Consider the following 17,063-nt stretch of genomic DNA (forward strand, 5'->3'; position numbering starts at 1 on the left):
GTCATCTCTAGGAACGGTTGTCCTAAAAATAATCAAAAATTTGAATATGCTGCTGCATGGAGCATTATTTTCGACTATACCCAACTCTATTTCTAACTTCGTATCGGCCGGCGCAGCACCTTGGCTTAAGTAAGTGGATCAGATAAAACCAGCAATTAGGCCGAAAGCCTCAACACCCCTTCATGAGCGAGCAGCCATTTTTTGATTCGCATCCAAGGTCCTTGGATCTCGCCGCTGTAGCCACCAAAACCAACAGACGCGACGATTCGGTGGCAAGGAACGATAATGGGAATGGGGTTCGTTCGGCAGGCTTGGCCAATCGCACGAGGTCCAGTTTGTAACAGGCGTGCAAGTTCACCGTAGGTTTTTGTTTCACCGGGAGGGATATTTCGCAATGCCTCCCACACACGTTTTTGAAAGTCAGTTCCTTTTATTGCAATATTAAGTTGAAAAACGTGTTTTGGATTTTCGAAGTAATAAGAAAATGCTTCAGTCATAGCATTTCTTTCCGGCGGATTACAATTGGCAGGGAGGGAGAAATTTTCTGGCAAAAATTCCAAACGGATTAACTGATTGTCTTTTGAATGGAGACGAATTTTTCCAATGGGAGAGTCAATGATATGCGTGGGATAATGCATCCGCCACTCCTCTAGAAGCTAAAAAAAACCCACTATTCAGCGGGTTTTTATCAAAGTAATATCAATTATTCTGATGCATTAGTTTCATTTTTATCAGAAGCTTCAACGGGACTCGCGATTGCTGCAGTAGTATTGGTTTTGATGGTTAACTTTTCTTTGATACGAGCTGCTCGACCACTTAATTCGCGCATGTAGTAAAGTTTCGCACGGCGTACATCGCCTCGACGTTTTACTTCCACGGAATCAATGGAGGGGCTATAGGTTTGAAATACTCTTTCAACGCCTACACCATGGGAAATCTTGCGAACTGTAAAAGCGGAATTAAAACCACGATTACGTTTAGCGATGACAACACCTTCAAATGATTGTAAACGAACACGTTCGCCTTCCTTTACTTTCACTTGGACCACAACTGTATCACCAGGATTAAATTCTGGCATGGACTTCGAAGCTTGGACAAATTCGGCTTCTAATGATTGGATAATTTTGTTACTCATTTCTTCTTCCCCTAACAAGTCGGGCAATTTTATACTGGTTGAGTTGTTTTTTCGAGGGTTATTTTGGTTTATCTTGCGCAGTTTCCGCAATATATTCATCTAAGAGGGCCCTTTCCTCAGCATTTACCCCCCTTTTTTGGAGGAGATCAGGGCGTTTTTTCCAGGTTTGCCCAAGGGATTGCTTCAGGCGCCATCTGACAATCTCGGCATGATTGCCATTCATTAACACCGTAGGAACCGAGGCGCCTCGAAAAGAGGCTGGTCGAGTATATTGTGGATATTTTAATAAGCCATTCTCCAGCGAATCGAGCGCTGAGGACGTCGCATCGCCTAATGCATCAGGTAGTAAACGCGTAACCGCATCAATGACGACTAAAGCTGGGATTTCACCACCACTCAAAACATAATCACCAATGGACCATTCAGCGTCGATCTCACATAAAATGCGTTCATCAATCCCTTCGTACCGCCCACATAATAAAATGACCGCCGGCATATTCTGAAGAAATTTTGTCATAGCTTGCTTTAAAGGGGCTCCTTGGGGCGATAGGTAAATTACATAGGGCGTGCAAGGCGCTTGTTGTTTTGCAGCAGAAAGAGCGTCCAGGAGGGGTTCTGCCCCCATAACCATGCCAGGCCCGCCCCCGTAGGGCTTATCATCTACTGTTCTGTGCTTATTCTTGGAAAAATCTCGTGGATTAAAAAAATGGGTTTCAATCAGCTTATTCTTAAGTGCACGGCCAGTAATGCCATAAGTTAATGGCTGGAACATTTCGGGAAAGAGCGTAATGAGACCAAACCACATGGCTGATACCGTTAAATAACTTGCCAATCGACATGAATTTCACCTTTTTCCAAATCAACTTTGAGAATCACTGTGCCTGGAAGGTAAGGAATGCCATGTTCTTTATCATCTTTAACAATTAAGACATCATTGGCGCCCGTTTCCATCAGGTTGGTCACGATTCCCAATCGTTCTCCTTGTTGATTAATCACTTGAAGACCGATTAAGTCTGACCAATAAAATTCATCGGCCGGGAGGGCTGGCAATTGGCTTTGTGGAACACATACAAGTTGATTGGTTAATCTTTTTGCTTCTTCAGGCGAATCTATATCTTTAAATTTAACAAGAATACCGTTTAGCTGAATGCGTGACTCTTCAATTTCGATGAGATGTCGGGCGGTTTGCTCGGTATTGGTGAGGTACCAAGGGTGATAATCCAGGATGCTGGCTCCGAATTCAGTGTAAGTTTGAATTTTAAGCCAGCCTTGGGTGCCATGCGAGGAGCCTATTTTACCAACAACTATATATGCTGCCTCTTTTTTCATAGGATTTAGGCAGATTTTGCCTGTTCAGCAGGAGTCACAACACTTTTAGCATTCAATTTAATGAGATGCTTAACACGATCAGAAGGTTGCGCACCGAGGGAAATCCAATGTTGAACGCGCTCAGCATTCATTTCGAGTTTCACATCTTTGCCTGCAGCAATGGGATTGAAATAACCCAGTCGCTCTATAAATCGGCCGTTACGCGATCGCTGCTTGTCAGCAACAACAATATGATAAAAAGGACGTTTCTTTGCGCCGCCCCGAGCTAAACGAATCACTACCATGGTATCTATATCCTCAAAAACGCTTTATTTGAATTAGGCATAAAAGTGCTGAATTATACGTGACTTTTATGAGCTTGCAAACTTGGTTTGTTGCTCAACTTCCTAAACTGGAAAGTTAGGGGGCATTCCTCCACCAAAAGGGAATTTATTTTGAATGCCACGCATCATTTTCATCATGCCGCCTTTTTTCGACATTTTTTTCATCATTTTTTGCATTTGCATAAATTGTTTTAAAAGTTGATTAATGGCTTGTATAGAAGTTCCTGAGCCTAATGCAACCCGCCGTTTTTGGGAATTCTTGATGCCTTCTGGAAAACGTCTTTCTTTGATTGTCATTGAATTAATAATGGCTTCAATTTCCACTAATTTTTTATCATTAAATTGATCTTTCACAGCTTCTGGCATTTGATTGATACCGGGCAATTTGCTCATTATGCCCATCACTCCACCCATCTTGTGAATTTGCTTTAATTGATCACGAAAGTCTTCTAAATCAAAGGTTTTACCTTTTTTGATTTTTTTAACTAACTGGGCTGCTTTCGTTTTATCAATATTGCGTTCTGCTTCTTCAACTAGGGTTAGAATGTCGCCCATGCCCAAAATACGGGAAGCAAGTCGATCTGGGTAAAAAGGTTCCAACGCATCAATTTTCTCGCCGCTCCCCATGAATTTGATCGGTTTGCCAGTAATTTTGCGGATGGAAAGTGCAGCACCACCCCGTGAATCGCCATCCGTTTTAGTTAAAATGATACCGGTTAGGGGCAAGGCTTCATCAAATGCTTTCGCAGTGTTAACAGCATCTTGTCCCGTCATACTATCTACAACAAACAGTGTTTCGATGGGATTGGCTGTTTGGTGTAGATTTTTAATTTCAGTCATCATGGCATCATCAATATGCAAGCGTCCCGCCGTATCAATGATAAGAACGTCAATTAATTTATTTTTTGCAGCTTCGATTGCACCTTTTACAATGGCAACGGGAAGATCAGTGGGGGTACTTGGGTAAAAGTCGACATTGATTTGTTGGGCAAGCGTTGCTAATTGATCAATCGCCGCAGGTCGATAAATGTCAGCACTCGCCAACATGACGGATTTCTTATTAATTTCTTTCAGCCAACGGGCTAATTTTGCAGCGGTGGTCGTCTTTCCTGATCCTTGTAAGCCAGCTAATAAGATAATAGCAGGCGGTTTTGCTTTTAAATCTAATGCTTCGTTTGCATCACCCATGATAGAAACAAGTTCATCATGAACGAGTTTGATGAGGACTTGGCCGGGACTTAAGCTTTCTAGAACGTCTTTGCCTAGGGCTTTGCCCTTGATGTCTTCAATAAATTCCACGGCTACTGGCAAAGCCACATCCGCCTCCAGTAAAGCAATGCGGATATCCCGCAACGTATCATTAATGTTGTCTTCGGTTAAACGGCCTTGGCCTGTTAAATTTTTAACAACTTTATTCAGGCGATCAGATAAGTGGCTAAACATAGTGACCCAACTTTATATGTGAGAACTAAAAAGGAGCACAAGTATAATAGGTCGTCTTGTTGAGCGAAAGCGAAATCAGGGCTTTGTTGTTATCCAGTGCCTATCGGAGTATTGAATATTTACCATAACCCTAATTTGGGGCTGTATTATCAAACAAGGCTACCTATAGGGAAAATAAGTTTGTAATATAGATTTCAACCGCTGAAGCAACAAGGATGCTATTTTGCACGATTATCAAGTACTTATTTTTAGTGCTGTTCTGCTTTTACTGGTTTTACTTGCCGCTTTTTTCTCTTGTGCTGAAACAGCACTCATGGCTGTTAATCGCTACCGATTGCGCCATCAAGCCCATCTTCGTAAAACAGCTGCCATGCGCGTGCTCAAACTTTTAAAACGGCCGGATCGTTTGTTAGGGGTGATTTTAATTGGTAGTACTTTTGCCAATATTCTCGCTTCATCACTCGCAACACTCATTGCTTTTCATTATTTTGGTGACCGGGGCGCCATACTTGCTGCAATTTTGCTAACCTTTATTATTTTGATTTTTGCAGAAATTGCACCCAAAACGTTAGCAGCAATTTATGCAGATCAAGTTGCGCGCTTTGTTTCTTATCCCGTGCAGATTATTTTGGGATTATTGTATCCGGTCGTTTGGTTCGCCAATGTGATTACCAATGGCTTATTGAGAATGCTAAGTATTAAAGTGGCTAATTATGAAGTTTCCCCTTTATCGCGCGAAGAATTGCGCAGTGTCGTATACGATACGCGTGGAAAAATCTCCCGGCAATATCAACACATGTTGTTGAGCATTCTCGATCTTAATAAATTAACCGTCAATGATATTATGGTTCCTAAACATGACATCAACGGAATTGACATTGATTTGCCACTTGAAATGATGATTAACCAAATTAAAAGTAATGATCAAGATTGGTTACCCGTTTTTCATAATCATATTAATCAAATTGTTGGTGTTTTATATTCGCGCGATTTATTACGTTTATTGCTCGTCAGTGAGCAAGTGACTAAAGAGAATATTCAAGTTTTTATTGAAGATCCGTACTTTGTTCCTTCCGGCACTTCCCTTTATGCCCAGTTAGGTTATTTTCAGGAAAATCACAATAAAATTGCTTTTGTAGTGGATGAATATGGGGATGTGGAAGGATTGGTCACCCTTAATGATATTTTAGAAGAAATTGTTGGGGATTTCACAACAACGACGGCATTGGATAAGCACGTCATCAAGCAACCTGATGGAAGTTATTTAGTCGAAGGTACAACGAGTGTGCGGGAATTTAATCGCATCACGGAATGGGAATTACCCCAAAATGGACCGCGGACTATTAATGGTTTAATTGTAGAGTATCTAGAGGCACTTCCGCATGAGGGAACTGCCGTTTTGATTGCAAATTATCCATTAGAAATCATGCGAGTAAAAGAAAATCGTATTAAACTGGCTCGGGTGTATCCAAGGTTGCAAGCTTTCATTTAATCAACAGTGCAGCAACGACCCGTCGGTTTTCAGAAGTTAATGCATTGAAAGTGCGGCAAGCAGCAAGGGTGTCCATCACTTCAACCCCGATTCCTTGGTTAATTAAATGCCCATAAAGTTTCATATTAATAAATTCAAATTTTTCGCCCGTGCCAATCAATAAGACATCTGGATTCATGGCGGGAATCAGGTCAAAATCTTCTTTTTTTAAATCAGACAAAGTTTGCGGTGACCAAGGGTCGACCAATTCAGTGGCTGAGAGAATAACGCTTTGGTGGTGTTTCACTTGGTTGATGGTCAGCTCACCCGGTCGATATGATTTAATTTGAAATTGTGCTGCATTGTTATCTTCAGTCAGTGTTGTCATCAATTTTTCTCTAATTGCTTAGAATATTGCTTTAAATTTTAAAGCAGGGCATCCTACTTTTACTATAAAAATAAAGATAAGTAAAAAATAACGCTTGGAGAGACTAAGATGAGCAAAACTTTACAAGAAGAAATCAATATAAATCTAAGTCCCAGAAAAATAGCATCTCAACATTTAACTTATCCGCTTTCTGTGAAATTATGGTTTACCAAAAAACTTACCAAAGAACAGCAAAATTGGTTACGCTGCTTCGTGTTAAAGAATTGGGAATTAAATCCTGATGCTGATTATTTTGAATATTTTAAGACGAATCAAGAAAAATTAAAAGTTGCTCAAGAAAAAGTAGGGGCGATGAATGACAAGCAGGCAAATTGGCTTGGCTCCGTGGATTTAAAGCAAAATCCAGATTTCTTTGAAGCTATCAAAAATCTCATGATTCAGGAATGGTTGGAAGCTAACACTAATAAAAATCGTAGAGAAGTCAGCAGAACATTGACAGAAATGCTGAATCGATTAAGCGATATGAAAAAAGAAAGAGAAAGGAATGCTATTCCTGCACTGGATCAGGAATTAGCTGAGATAGAAAAGCAAAAGAAAAGTTTAATAGAAAGTTTAAAAGTTCCCCCCAAAATTGTATTGTCAGAAGAGAAAGATCATGACAATACAGAAAATTGTTGTAATGAAATCCGTGCAGCGATTATCAATCATCTGAAACAGTTACAAGATCTTACCCAAGTCAATGTAAATTTAGCTTGTGAGCAAATTAAATCGGATCAAAAAGAAGTACAGCCTTTAACCCCAAATGACTCGTTAACCCAAGCATATTTAGCAATCAGCGAATATCAAATGCAGAAAGCTGATGTGGAATTAAAAACAAAAATTGATAATTTACTTATTTCTATTTTTACGTTACAAACATTAGAGAATAGTATTTCTAATGGTTATATCAGTAATTTATTTCAGAAAGATTTAATTAATTATATTAATTTCCGTAAAGAACAAGATGGACGGAGTTCAGGCTATTTAGATTACATCTATAGCATGATGGGTTCTGCTATGCGTTTCCATTTTTTTTCAACACCCACTTCTTTTAAAAATGGGGACGAAGCAACGGCTGCTTTTGAAGCCGCACAGCGTGATCCTCTTTTAATGGAAATGATTGAGCGGTATAAACTTTGCAATCAAACGTTACAACCCCTTGTTCCTTATCTCTTCAGAGAGGCCAAACTTAAACCACCCTTGCAAACTGTCGAACAAGCGAGTGAGACGCCTGGTTGGATAAACTACCTTAGTCGGGGATATTTAGGATAGGGTCTGTTCAACTGGCGTTCAACCGCATTGACACTTATCCTCACCATGCTATGGTTATTCGACCTTCTCAGTTGTTCAGGAGTAAGACAATGACTCAGCCCTTGCATCGACCTTATAAAAGTGTTGCTGTTGCACTTATTTTTTGCGTTTTGCTGGGACCCGTAGGCTTGTTGTATGCTTCCTTCTGGGGCGGATTGGTCATGATGATAATTGGGGTCATTGTGGTCAGCTCGAAGTTATATTTTTGTATCTTATTATTTTGGATGAGCTGTTGTCTTTGGGGTGTTGCGGCTGCGGAATCCTTTAATCGAAAAAATTATCAAGCATCGATTGCTCATCAAGAAAGGATTTATGGAAAAACACATTATTCGTCGGCAGCTTAAAGAAGAAGCTGAAAGTAAACTGCATGAAGTCCATCCGTTATTAAGACAACTTTATTCTTCTAGAAAATTAAATGATCCCATCCAGTTGGATCGTCAACTGATGCGTTTGCTACCTTTTGAAAGTTTACTGGGTATCGATACAGCCGTTAAAATTTTAGCCCTCGCTGTAACTGCCAATAAAAAGCTACTGGTGGTAGGAGATTTTGATGCAGATGGTGCAACCAGTACAGCAGTTGCAGTTCGCGCTTTAAAAAGTTTTGGTGCAGAACACGTAACTTATCTTGTTCCTAATCGTTTTTCTTATGGTTATGGTTTAACAAAAGAATTAGTTGAAAGTATTACCGACCTTCCGCACATCATTTTAACGGTGGATAACGGTATTGCAAATCATGCAGGCGTCGATGCAGCTAATGAACGGGGCATTGAAGTTGTAATCACTGATCATCATTTGCAAGGTTTAACACTTCCCGCAGCTGCAGCAATTGTAAATCCAAATCAAGCAGCAGATCCTTTTATTAGTAAAAATTTAGCCGGGGTCGGCGTTGTTTTTTATGTCATGTTAGCGTTACGTCGTTATTTAGTAGAGATAAAATGGTTCGAAACAAGAAAAATAGCACCGCCTAATATGGCGCGTTTGCTAGATTTGGTGGCACTAGGCACCGTTGCAGATTTGGTTCCGCTTGATCACAACAATCGCATTCTTGTTCATCAAGGTTTGCAACGGATTCGGGCGGGATTGTGTGTGCCAGGTATTGTAGCCTTGCTGGAATGTTCTAATCGGGATTTTACCCGTGTCACAGCGAGTGACTTAGGTTTTGTGGTGGCGTCACGACTGAATGCTGCAGGTCGGTTAGATGATATGTCGCAAGGTATTGAATGCCTGCTATGTGATGACTCACTGATTGCTCGACAATATGCGCGCAAACTCGATCAGCTTAATCATGAGCGTCGCGAAATTGAAGTCGATATGCAAACGCAAGCGATGCATGCTTTAGAAAAATTAAGTTCGAAATTAAAAGGTGAATTACCTAAGGGTTTATGTTTGTATGATGAGTCCTGGCATCAAGGTGTGATTGGTATTTTAGCTGCGCGCATCAAAGAAAAATTTCATCGCCCAGTCATTGTCATGGCGCCTGGCCAACATGGGGAGTTAAAAGGGTCAGCACGCTCCATTCCCGGATTTCATATGCGCGATGCTTTTGCAGTCATTGATGCGCAGTATCCTCGCCTTATAAAGAAATTTGGTGGGCATGCGATGGCTGCGGGACTTACCATCGATCAAACGTCATACGCACAATTTGCTGAAATTTTTTCTGTAACAGTTGCAGATCTGATTGCGGAAGAAGATTTGCAACATTCAATTTTAAGCGATGGAGAACTTGCTCTCAATTATTTAAACCTTGAGACAGCGCATTTGTTACGTGAAGCAGGGCCTTGGGGGCAAGCTTTCCCTGAACCGTTATTTGATGATGCTTTTCAACTGGTTGAACAACGCATCGTAGCTGATAAACATTTAAAACTAATTTTAGGGAAGGAAGATAAGTTGATTGATGCCATGGCTTTTTTTGTTGATATAAAACAATGGCCAAACCATCGATGTCAACGCGTACAAGCCGCTTATCGATTAGATGTAAATGAATACCGTGGCAAGAAAAATTTACAACTGATCATTGAGCACTTGTTACCCCTTTCATAGCTGCTATAATTGCATTCGCTTTTTGAATACTATGAGGAATGTGTTATGAAATTGAGTGCCAATTTAGTTGGAATGGCTTTACCGTTGTTAGCAATTTGTGCAGCGCCATCCTTAGTTACAGCGCAAGCCAATAACTTTATCCAGTCCATTCAAGTCGTCAATTTACTTGCTAACACAACACTTCCCGATCCTGGCATGACACCTACCACGATTATTGTAAAATATTATAACAATGCAAGTTATCCTTGTTGGGTTTCTACCCTATCTTATCAACAAGACACAGCTATCCATGCGGGTCCAACGCAAGGCTGCGTGACCAAAGTGAATATGGTTGAAATTACTCCACTTTTAGTGGGAGAAAAATTACGAACTTATCAAGGTCCAGTACAAGTTCAAGTCGACACTTCGAAGTATGCAAGTCAAATTACGGTGGTGCAAAACCAAGCGCCCGTGTTCGATCCATCTAATGGCTTAATTGTGACACCAGGAACCATCAAAGCTAAAGTTCAGGCACAATTTAAGTAACATGATGAGCTAGGTAAAAGGTATGCTGATTTTAAACGATTATTGTTTAAAGTTTCTTTCGGTTTACTAAGCAAAAAAATGGCATGACCGGCTAGACTTTCGATTGAAGAGTCAGGTCATGCTGTTTGAAACTTGCAGTCTTGCAGCTTTTGAGATTGTATCTTCACAAATTTTAATCTAGTTTATCTCTTTTTAATTTACGCAGCCCATACCCATCAGTACAAGGGTAACCAAACTGTATGTTGATTAAATGTTTTAATCCGTTTGTGATTTATCAAATTATTCAATTTAAAATTAGTAAAACAAATCTTAGCCGAATGGGTAAAGTGATTTAGCACCGGTGCAAAAAATAAATCATTAGACAAGCATTAAAATGATTTTATTTTTCGTAAAGTTTTAGTAGGTGTCGTCATGCAAAGTATCTTTCTCAGGTTTAACATTTTTAATCACTGCATACTAACTACTCTCATTGTCAAATTGATCTTGCTATTGGAAATTGAATAAGGCAGATTGATTTTTTCATTTATTAGTTAAGGAAAGACTGATGAATAAGTATATTTTTGAAAATGGGGTCATGAAGATTAATCCCGAATTCAAAGCGCAACAAGTCAACCAAGGTCAACCTTCTACAACCAATCCGAATGCGTTAGCGATCGTCTCTTCTATGGACGATGTGCTGGTTGCATCCGAACAGCAAAAACGTTTGACACAAAGACCCATCCAGCTTTCTGACGCAACAACATCATCCATTGATATTATGCAAAGTTCAGATTTTACCAATAAATTTCAAGTGGGACAGATGCAAAGTGGAGACTGTATCGATGGAATCTCTAAAATATTTTCCCAATATGAAGTGCCACTCGGTCTAGTAAACAAACTCTTAACCCTGTCACAAATGGGTTATAAATTAAATTTTATCGTCGATGATAGTGGTTCAATGGGTCAGCCTTCAAATATTACAGTGGCTGAAGCTTGTCCCCATCTCAAGATGCGATTGCAAAATCAAGGCCGACCGCTAAATAGCCCCCTTAGTCGTTGGGAAGAAGCTGAAGATCGCATCCATATAATGATGGATATGTTAGCTTTTATTCCGAGTAAAACAGTTACCGTTTCATTTTTAAATCGACCTACTTCGATTATTTTGGAACATCAAGGCAATTCACCTGCTGAATTCGCACGCATGGCGCATCAAAGACTCGACGCAGAATTTCAACAAGCACCCTATGGTTTAACACCGCTTTATAAAAAATTGTCGGAATCATTAGCGCAGTCGACGGGTAATACCATGTATTATGTTTACTCCGATGGCATTCCTTCCGATGGATGGCGGCTTAATCAACAGGGTATGCGTGAAATTGTTAACAATGTTCCGACTGACCAGGCGATTCAACAAATTTCAGAATTGATTATCACGCGTGCCAATCCGCAAATGAATCCCATCACGCTCAATAGTTGCAGTAATAACGATGCAGAAGTCGCATGGCTGAAAAAAGTTGATGAAGATGCCCCCTTCACTGCTGAGATTGATAATTTTAAAGCTGAAATGCAAGAAGTTCAAAATGATCAAGGTCAAGCATTCCCCTTTAGTCGAGGATTTTGGTTGCTTTGTCAACTTGCGGCATCGATTAATCGTGATGATTTAGATGCGATGGATGAATCCAAGCCTTTTTCGAAATTAACTTTAGATAACATGATGGGACGTAAGTTGTCCGCGGAAGATTATGGGCATTACTTTAGGTTTTATCCGCGTGCTCAACAATATCAACAGTATTATAACGAGCTTGCCAGAGGAGATCGCACAACTAATCAAATTTTAGGAAATAATAATTCAAACGTTCCTAATCAGACGATGGGTTACCCCAGTGCACCGATGCCTAATAACAGCAATCCTATGTCTGGCTATAATAATTCTGCGCAGTCATTCAATCCAAACCCAATGCAGCAGGGGATGAATAACGGCAGTCAGCCCTATCCGGGTAGCGCTCAACCGCCATACAATAACATGCCACCTCAAAGTCAGGCCGGTTATAACAATCAAGGCTATAACAACAATCCTGCAACGATGTTTAATAACAACAACAGACCTGCAACTAACCCCATGCAAACGCCCGGGTTCGGCAATAATCCTGCATTGATGTTTAACAACAATCCTGCAAATTTTAATAATAATTCTGCTGCACCTGGCAATAATAACAATAACACGGCACCCGGTTACTACCCGCCCATGCCTGGTTATGGTCGTTAGTTAATTGTTAAAATGTCGTAAGCGCCTCATTTAGATGAGGCCGCTTGCGGATTGATTCCAGCTGAATATATAAAAGAACCCCCTCAGCTCATTTCTAAATCCAGCAAAATGTTCATAAAGTTAAGGAGTTAAAATTCTATTTTGCAAATTGATGCATTTTGAGTTAATCAAAAAATTAACTTTAAGACGGTGTTAAGTTTTAGTGTTTATAGTGATATTTAACTAGAGGTGACACCAATTATGCATCGTAAAAATAATTTATCGAATGAAGCCATTCTGTGGGAAACTTGTGAAGGTTTGCTGGAAGATGCCGACTCTATTGCTGTAGTAGATAATATTATTAAATATAAAAGTTTTTTTATTGATTTAAAAAACAAAAGATTTAACAGTAAAACATTTGAGGGTAAAGATCAGTTTTTAAGATTTAAAGAGGAATTTGCGAATCTAGAGTGCAATATTTCAGATGAAATTTCTGAAGCGTTCGACCAAGCATTGGCAGCAGTTGTCGATTCAACAGATAATACCCTGGCTGAAGCCCGTAAAAAATTAGTCAGTATTTTGTCAAATCATGCAAAAATTAAAAGTTTTTTCCTGGAGCATTTCTCTCCTTTGTTTAGTTTTCTAGATCAGTATTTGCCACAAAATCATCCTATCGTCATACATCATCATAATCTTGCACTGGCATCTCCAGAAATAAAGGAACAGACAAGTCGTCAAGATGAATTGATTAATATTAATAATGAAAATTGCGAAATAGTTAAGAAAAAGCGTATCCAGCCAGCTAATGATTTGCTGCAAATTCATCCTCATAGCGATACAAAATTGACTGAGTTTAAAAATGAATTACGTATTTTAACGAAACAAGCCACAACCTTTCCTGTTGATTCAAATCAAATTAAACAAGATATACAAAACATTGAACGTTATTTACTATTGATTGAAAAAGCAATTCGAAATAAAGTTTATGAAATGTCATTTATAAATAAATCAGATCAGTTAGCTTGGGAAGCTCAACGAGATTATTTGGCTTCTTTACGTACTTTGCAAAGCGAAGCCAAGGCATTACAAAGAGAAACTATCGCTAAAAAGAGGGTTCTTGATTTAGAAGTTATCATTATCAATAAAGATTGGAATGTTAAGTGGCAATTCTTTTCTCATTCAATTGTTATAAATAAAAATACAAGCCCTAAAAAGTTTCCGACTGAAGTCTATAAGCAATTAGAGTGTATCCACCAAGCAAAAAATGGCACTATACCCTGGTCTACCGCGCAAGTGATGATAAAAAATATTGGTGCACGGGCAAGTCGTCAACAAGCCAGTTTTATTGGCAGCATTTTTTCCATGACACGTTCAATTAACACCATACTTTATTACAATCGTTTTAGAGACGCCAAGAAACAAGATTTAATCGTCCCTTTAAAATTGGCTAAATTCCCAAAAAAATAGTTTTTATTAGTATAATATTTGGGGTTTTTATATTTCTTTAAATGCTGCGCGATCCCGGTGCTTTCCATTTTCGCATCGCACATTATGCTATGTTTGATCTTCGATAACGCATGGCAACTACCTTGCCGAAATCTTGGCGAAAATTAAATTGCTGATAAAAGGGCATCATTTCAGGCAGGCAAGTTAACTCGAAATTAACAATCCTATCCAACTTGGGGTGCGTTAAAATTGTTTCCATCAGTAATCGCCCCAATCCTTGCTGTCTATATTTTTCTTCGACCATCACATCAAAAATGTAGGCATATTTAACTTCATCCGTTAACACACGAGCATAGCCCACGAGCAATTGATTTTGTGTTTCGATAATGCCAATAGAAAGGGAATTATTGAGTAGGGTTATAAAGTCTTCATCAGTCCGACCTTCTGACCACCACATTTTTTTAAACAAGTCGAATAACTGCTGCAAATGCGGCGGGTTGAATGCTTCAATGAGGGTAAATGCGGTCATTTTTTCATCCTAATATTCAAGTCCTTCTCTCCATCTTAATAAGCCCCTTTAGCCCTAGGCAAGTAACATTAAACTTTGAAACCTAGCGTTTTTTCTGCCAACATGCCCGAACTAACTTTTTCGATGTATAAAATCAAAGCAAGGATTGTTTATGAAAGTCAAAGCTGCTGTGGCTGAACGCGCTAAATCGCCGCTCAAGATTGAAACTGTTGAGTTACAGGGGCCACGTAAGGGCGAAGTACTCATCGAAATTAAAGCAACCGGCATCTGTCATACCGATCAATTCACCTTGTCTGGAGAAGATCCAGAGGGTCTATTCCCTGCCATTTTAGGTCATGAAGGGGCGGGTATTGTGGTTGAGGTTGGTGAGGGCGTCGAAAGTGTCAAAGTTAATGATCACGTTATTCCTTTATATACCCCTGAATGTCGGCAATGTGAATATTGCTTGTCACAGAAAACTAACTTGTGCCAAGCCATCCGTACAACCCAAGGAAAAGGGGTTATGCCGGATGGTACCACACGATTTAGCTTAGGTGGAAAACCGATTTATCACTACATGGGCACTTCCACCTTTGCTAACTATACAGTTGTTCCAGAAATTGCCCTCGCCAAAATTCGGGAAGATGCACCCTTTGATAAAGTGTGTTATATCGGCTGTGGCGTTACGACGGGGATTGGGGCAGTGATTTATACCGCCAAAGTTCATCCAGGTGCCAACGTCGTCGTGTTCGGTTTAGGCGGAATTGGGTTGAATGTAATCCAGGGTGCCCGCATGGCTGGGGCAAATCAAATTATTGGTGTTGATATTAATCCTGATCGTAAAGCAACGGCGCAAAAATTCGGGATGACCCAGTTTGTCAATCCGAATGAAATTCAGGAAGACTTAGTGCCTTATCTCGTTAATTTAACGAAAGGTGGGGCAGATTTTAGCTTTGAATGCGTAGGCAATGTCAAACTCATGCGTCAGGCGTTAGAGTGTTGTCATAAAGGGTGGGGCGTTTCTGTGATTATTGGCGTAGCAGGTGCAGGCCAAGAGATTGCAACCCGACCTTTTCAATTAGTAACCGGTCGCAGTTGGCGAGGCTCAGCTTTTGGTGGTGCCCGCGGGCGCACCGATGTCCCTAAAATTGTAGATTGGTACATGGAAGGTAAAGTTAATATTGATGATTTAATTACACATGTAATGCCTTTGGAAAAAATAAATGATGCTTTTGATTTAATGGAAAAAGGTAAATCAATTCGATCGGTTGTCACATTTTGATTGTAGATTAAAAGAAGGTAAAAAAATGAAAGATGAGAAACAAGACGAGTTAATTAGCAATGCTATTAATAATATAACTGAAAAACTAAGTATTTTAATGCTTGAAGAATTTATTAAGTTACCGCAAACATTACAAATGAATTTAATTTTAATGAAATCTTCACAATTACTTTTAGCTAATATTATTTGCCATGTTACCGCTGACGAGAGTGAGCTTAGCGAAGTTGTCGAAAAACAAGGTGCTGAAGTGAAAGAGCTAACATTAAATTGCGCTATAACTGGGTTTAGCGATAAATTTAAAATTCAAAGACATTAAAAGGTTAAAATAGCATAGCTATCCGTGGTATTTTTCGAGGAATGAATAGGGTTTACAAAAAGTGTCAAGAAGAGATAGTTGGGCATCACTTCATGGAAAACCCATGACCAACTATCTTGCTATAAGTCTTCAAAATTCTTTAACTTATTATCCATTGAAGCAATTAGCATGAGCACGTTTTTCAGGCGCAGGAAGTTTAGATTCAATCAATGCGATAACTTCTTCACGTCCTTTATTATCTTTTGTAACTTTAGTGATACCAAATATATTTTTCTTCGCGCACATGAGTGCGTCATATGAAATAAACAACCACTGCTTGTAAACTTCCAACGTTAAACCATGATTATTTTTTAAACTGACATCGGCGTCGTACTCATTGATAAGCATTTTGGCAATGTCCCACTTGCCATATCCACAAGCGAGCATCAACGGCGTGTAATTACGTAGTTGAAATTCGACCGAACCCACGGTTTTACCTGAAATAAGTTCATTAATATTAACACTGCCCACAGGGAAAAATTGTCGAATGGCTTCAAGTGCATCTTGTTTGATGAAATCACACAATTCTGTAATGCCATAACTTTGTAAATGATAATTATTATCATTAGAAGTATAGGAACTGGTTTCGGTCGCAAAAACATTCGCATCTTGATGTAAATTGATGCCAGCCAAACGCAGCATGTCTAAAACCCAATGAATACAATTGCGGGGCGCTGCGCCATGGCGTTCGTAATTACTGAAATAAGTTAAAAATGAATTTCCCCCCAAAAGATAAAAAGGAGGAGGATCTATCATACCGTTAGCTTGTTTATCAATTCGGTCCATCATCAAGTGTGCTTTAGATTGATCAACAACCCAGGTATGTGACTTTTCTGAATATCGAATTTCTTTGCCGGTAAGATCAGCAGTTTTTACTTCGCTTTGCTTGCCATGCAATAAATGACTATTGAAAAGGGTGCTTATTCTCGAGAGAGTCGTCATCGGTCCTGTTAAATGAGCAAGGTTTACCATGTGGGTGCCTTGTTCATTGAGGCGTTCAATGATCAACATAGCATGTTGATTAGTTACACCAGAATTAACCTGATTCGAACGAATAACGGTTAGGGCGACACTATCTTCTGCAATTATTGCTTTTGGATCAAGTTTGCTGCATACGGTTTTAAGTTTAGTTTGTCTTTGCATAGGGCGGACTACTTATAGGCATTAATTTTATAGAATTTGTAATTTAGAATTGAATCTAAGTTAATAAGAATTGCGCCAAGGTTAGCTAATACAAACAATTA

17 protein-coding genes and 1 pseudogene are annotated in these 17,063 nt (G+C 39.5%); 9 read left to right on the top strand and 9 right to left on the bottom strand.

Annotated elements, in window-relative coordinates:
- Positions 1-155: 155 nt before the first annotated feature.
- The 6 genes from H0W64_01130 to ffh form a co-directional block, all read right to left on the bottom strand.
- Positions 156-638, bottom strand: coding sequence for a methylated-DNA--[protein]-cysteine S-methyltransferase (locus H0W64_01130; protein MBA3660310.1), 483 nt, complete (start codon positions 636-638; stop codon positions 156-158).
- Positions 639-703: 65 nt separating this feature from the next.
- A complete protein-coding gene (rplS, locus tag H0W64_01135) occupies positions 704-1,135 on the bottom strand; it encodes a 50S ribosomal protein L19 (protein MBA3660311.1) in 432 nt (143 codons plus the stop codon).
- 58 nt (positions 1,136-1,193) lie between these two features.
- Complete coding sequence (gene trmD, locus H0W64_01140; GenBank protein ID MBA3660312.1) at positions 1,194-1,940, bottom strand: tRNA (guanosine(37)-N1)-methyltransferase TrmD; 747 nt, start codon at positions 1,938-1,940, stop codon at positions 1,194-1,196.
- 11 nt (positions 1,941-1,951) lie between these two features.
- Positions 1,952-2,464 carry a ribosome maturation factor RimM gene (gene rimM, locus H0W64_01145; GenBank protein MBA3660313.1) on the bottom strand — a complete coding sequence of 171 codons (513 nt, stop codon included), beginning with the start codon at positions 2,462-2,464 and terminating at the stop codon, positions 1,952-1,954.
- 5 nt (positions 2,465-2,469) lie between these two features.
- Positions 2,470-2,748, bottom strand: a complete 279-nt coding sequence (gene rpsP / locus H0W64_01150) for a 30S ribosomal protein S16 (protein MBA3660314.1) — start codon at positions 2,746-2,748, stop codon at positions 2,470-2,472.
- Between the two features lie 102 nt (positions 2,749-2,850).
- Positions 2,851-4,230, bottom strand: coding sequence for a signal recognition particle protein (gene ffh, locus H0W64_01155; GenBank protein ID MBA3660315.1), 1,380 nt, complete (start codon positions 4,228-4,230; stop codon positions 2,851-2,853).
- A gap of 256 nt (positions 4,231-4,486) precedes the next feature.
- Between ffh and H0W64_01160 the strand changes: the two are divergent.
- Positions 4,487-5,722 (top strand): annotated as a pseudogene (locus H0W64_01160) (HlyC/CorC family transporter).
- Here H0W64_01160 and H0W64_01165 read toward each other — a convergent pair.
- Positions 5,715-6,089 (bottom strand): Mth938-like domain-containing protein, encoded by a 375-nt coding sequence (locus tag H0W64_01165; GenBank protein MBA3660316.1) that lies wholly within the window; start codon positions 6,087-6,089, stop codon positions 5,715-5,717. The pseudogene H0W64_01160 and the gene H0W64_01165 overlap by 8 nt on opposite strands.
- Before the next feature lie 108 nt (positions 6,090-6,197).
- On the opposite strand from H0W64_01165, the gene H0W64_01170 reads away from it, so the two are divergent.
- From H0W64_01170 to H0W64_01195, 6 genes are all read left to right on the top strand, one after another.
- Complete coding sequence (locus H0W64_01170; GenBank protein ID MBA3660317.1) at positions 6,198-7,400, top strand: hypothetical protein; 1,203 nt, start codon at positions 6,198-6,200, stop codon at positions 7,398-7,400.
- An 89-nt stretch (positions 7,401-7,489) separates the two neighbouring features.
- Positions 7,490-7,783, top strand: a complete 294-nt coding sequence (locus H0W64_01175) for a hypothetical protein (protein MBA3660318.1) — start codon at positions 7,490-7,492, stop codon at positions 7,781-7,783.
- Positions 7,752-9,479 (top strand): single-stranded-DNA-specific exonuclease RecJ, encoded by a 1,728-nt coding sequence (gene recJ, locus H0W64_01180; protein ID MBA3660319.1) that lies wholly within the window; start codon positions 7,752-7,754, stop codon positions 9,477-9,479. The genes H0W64_01175 and recJ overlap by 32 nt, the downstream gene beginning before the upstream one ends.
- Positions 9,480-9,524: 45 nt before the next feature.
- Complete coding sequence (locus H0W64_01185; protein ID MBA3660320.1) at positions 9,525-10,004, top strand: hypothetical protein; 480 nt, start codon at positions 9,525-9,527, stop codon at positions 10,002-10,004.
- Between the two features lie 544 nt (positions 10,005-10,548).
- Complete coding sequence (locus H0W64_01190; GenBank protein MBA3660321.1) at positions 10,549-12,249, top strand: hypothetical protein; 1,701 nt, start codon at positions 10,549-10,551, stop codon at positions 12,247-12,249.
- A 240-nt stretch (positions 12,250-12,489) separates the two neighbouring features.
- Positions 12,490-13,695, top strand: a complete 1,206-nt coding sequence (locus tag H0W64_01195) for a hypothetical protein (GenBank protein ID MBA3660322.1) — start codon at positions 12,490-12,492, stop codon at positions 13,693-13,695.
- Positions 13,696-13,777: 82 nt separating this feature from the next.
- Here the strand turns inward: H0W64_01195 and H0W64_01200 are convergent, their stop codons facing one another.
- Positions 13,778-14,203, bottom strand: coding sequence for a GNAT family N-acetyltransferase (locus tag H0W64_01200; GenBank protein MBA3660323.1), 426 nt, complete (start codon positions 14,201-14,203; stop codon positions 13,778-13,780).
- 151 nt (positions 14,204-14,354) lie between these two features.
- On the opposite strand from H0W64_01200, the gene H0W64_01205 reads away from it, so the two are divergent.
- On the top strand, positions 14,355-15,464 hold the full coding sequence (locus H0W64_01205) for an S-(hydroxymethyl)glutathione dehydrogenase/class III alcohol dehydrogenase (protein ID MBA3660324.1): 1,110 nt from the start codon (positions 14,355-14,357) through the stop codon (positions 15,462-15,464).
- A 25-nt stretch (positions 15,465-15,489) separates the two neighbouring features.
- Positions 15,490-15,780 (top strand): hypothetical protein, encoded by a 291-nt coding sequence (locus H0W64_01210; protein ID MBA3660325.1) that lies wholly within the window; start codon positions 15,490-15,492, stop codon positions 15,778-15,780.
- Between the two features lie 147 nt (positions 15,781-15,927).
- On the opposite strand, the gene H0W64_01215 is transcribed toward H0W64_01210, so the two are convergent.
- Positions 15,928-16,962: an ankyrin repeat domain-containing protein gene (locus tag H0W64_01215; GenBank protein ID MBA3660326.1), complete on the bottom strand. Its 1,035-nt coding sequence runs from the start codon at positions 16,960-16,962 to the stop codon at positions 15,928-15,930.
- Between the last annotated feature and the right edge of the window lie 101 nt (positions 16,963-17,063).

Source organism: Gammaproteobacteria bacterium (assembly GCA_013816845.1).
Lineage (GTDB): Bacteria > Pseudomonadota > Gammaproteobacteria > DSM-16500 > DSM-16500 > Aquicella.

Coding starts and splice junctions, on each gene's coding strand:
- H0W64_01130 (MBA3660310.1), bottom strand. CDS start 638: ATGCATTATCCCACGCATATCATTGACTCTCCCATTGGAAAAATTCGT.
- rplS (MBA3660311.1), bottom strand. CDS start 1,135: ATGAGTAACAAAATTATCCAATCATTAGAAGCCGAATTTGTCCAAGCT.
- trmD (MBA3660312.1), bottom strand. CDS start 1,940: ATGTGGTTTGGTCTCATTACGCTCTTTCCCGAAATGTTCCAGCCATTA.
- rimM (MBA3660313.1), bottom strand. CDS start 2,464: ATGAAAAAAGAGGCAGCATATATAGTTGTTGGTAAAATAGGCTCCTCG.
- rpsP (MBA3660314.1), bottom strand. CDS start 2,748: ATGGTAGTGATTCGTTTAGCTCGGGGCGGCGCAAAGAAACGTCCTTTT.
- ffh (MBA3660315.1), bottom strand. CDS start 4,230: ATGTTTAGCCACTTATCTGATCGCCTGAATAAAGTTGTTAAAAATTTA.
- H0W64_01165 (MBA3660316.1), bottom strand. CDS start 6,089: ATGACAACACTGACTGAAGATAACAATGCAGCACAATTTCAAATTAAA.
- H0W64_01170 (MBA3660317.1), top strand. CDS start 6,198: ATGAGCAAAACTTTACAAGAAGAAATCAATATAAATCTAAGTCCCAGA.
- H0W64_01175 (MBA3660318.1), top strand. CDS start 7,490: ATGACTCAGCCCTTGCATCGACCTTATAAAAGTGTTGCTGTTGCACTT.
- recJ (MBA3660319.1), top strand. CDS start 7,752: ATGGAAAAACACATTATTCGTCGGCAGCTTAAAGAAGAAGCTGAAAGT.
- H0W64_01185 (MBA3660320.1), top strand. CDS start 9,525: ATGAAATTGAGTGCCAATTTAGTTGGAATGGCTTTACCGTTGTTAGCA.
- H0W64_01190 (MBA3660321.1), top strand. CDS start 10,549: ATGAATAAGTATATTTTTGAAAATGGGGTCATGAAGATTAATCCCGAA.
- H0W64_01195 (MBA3660322.1), top strand. CDS start 12,490: ATGCATCGTAAAAATAATTTATCGAATGAAGCCATTCTGTGGGAAACT.
- H0W64_01200 (MBA3660323.1), bottom strand. CDS start 14,203: ATGACCGCATTTACCCTCATTGAAGCATTCAACCCGCCGCATTTGCAG.
- H0W64_01205 (MBA3660324.1), top strand. CDS start 14,355: ATGAAAGTCAAAGCTGCTGTGGCTGAACGCGCTAAATCGCCGCTCAAG.
- H0W64_01210 (MBA3660325.1), top strand. CDS start 15,490: ATGAAAGATGAGAAACAAGACGAGTTAATTAGCAATGCTATTAATAAT.
- H0W64_01215 (MBA3660326.1), bottom strand. CDS start 16,962: ATGCAAAGACAAACTAAACTTAAAACCGTATGCAGCAAACTTGATCCA.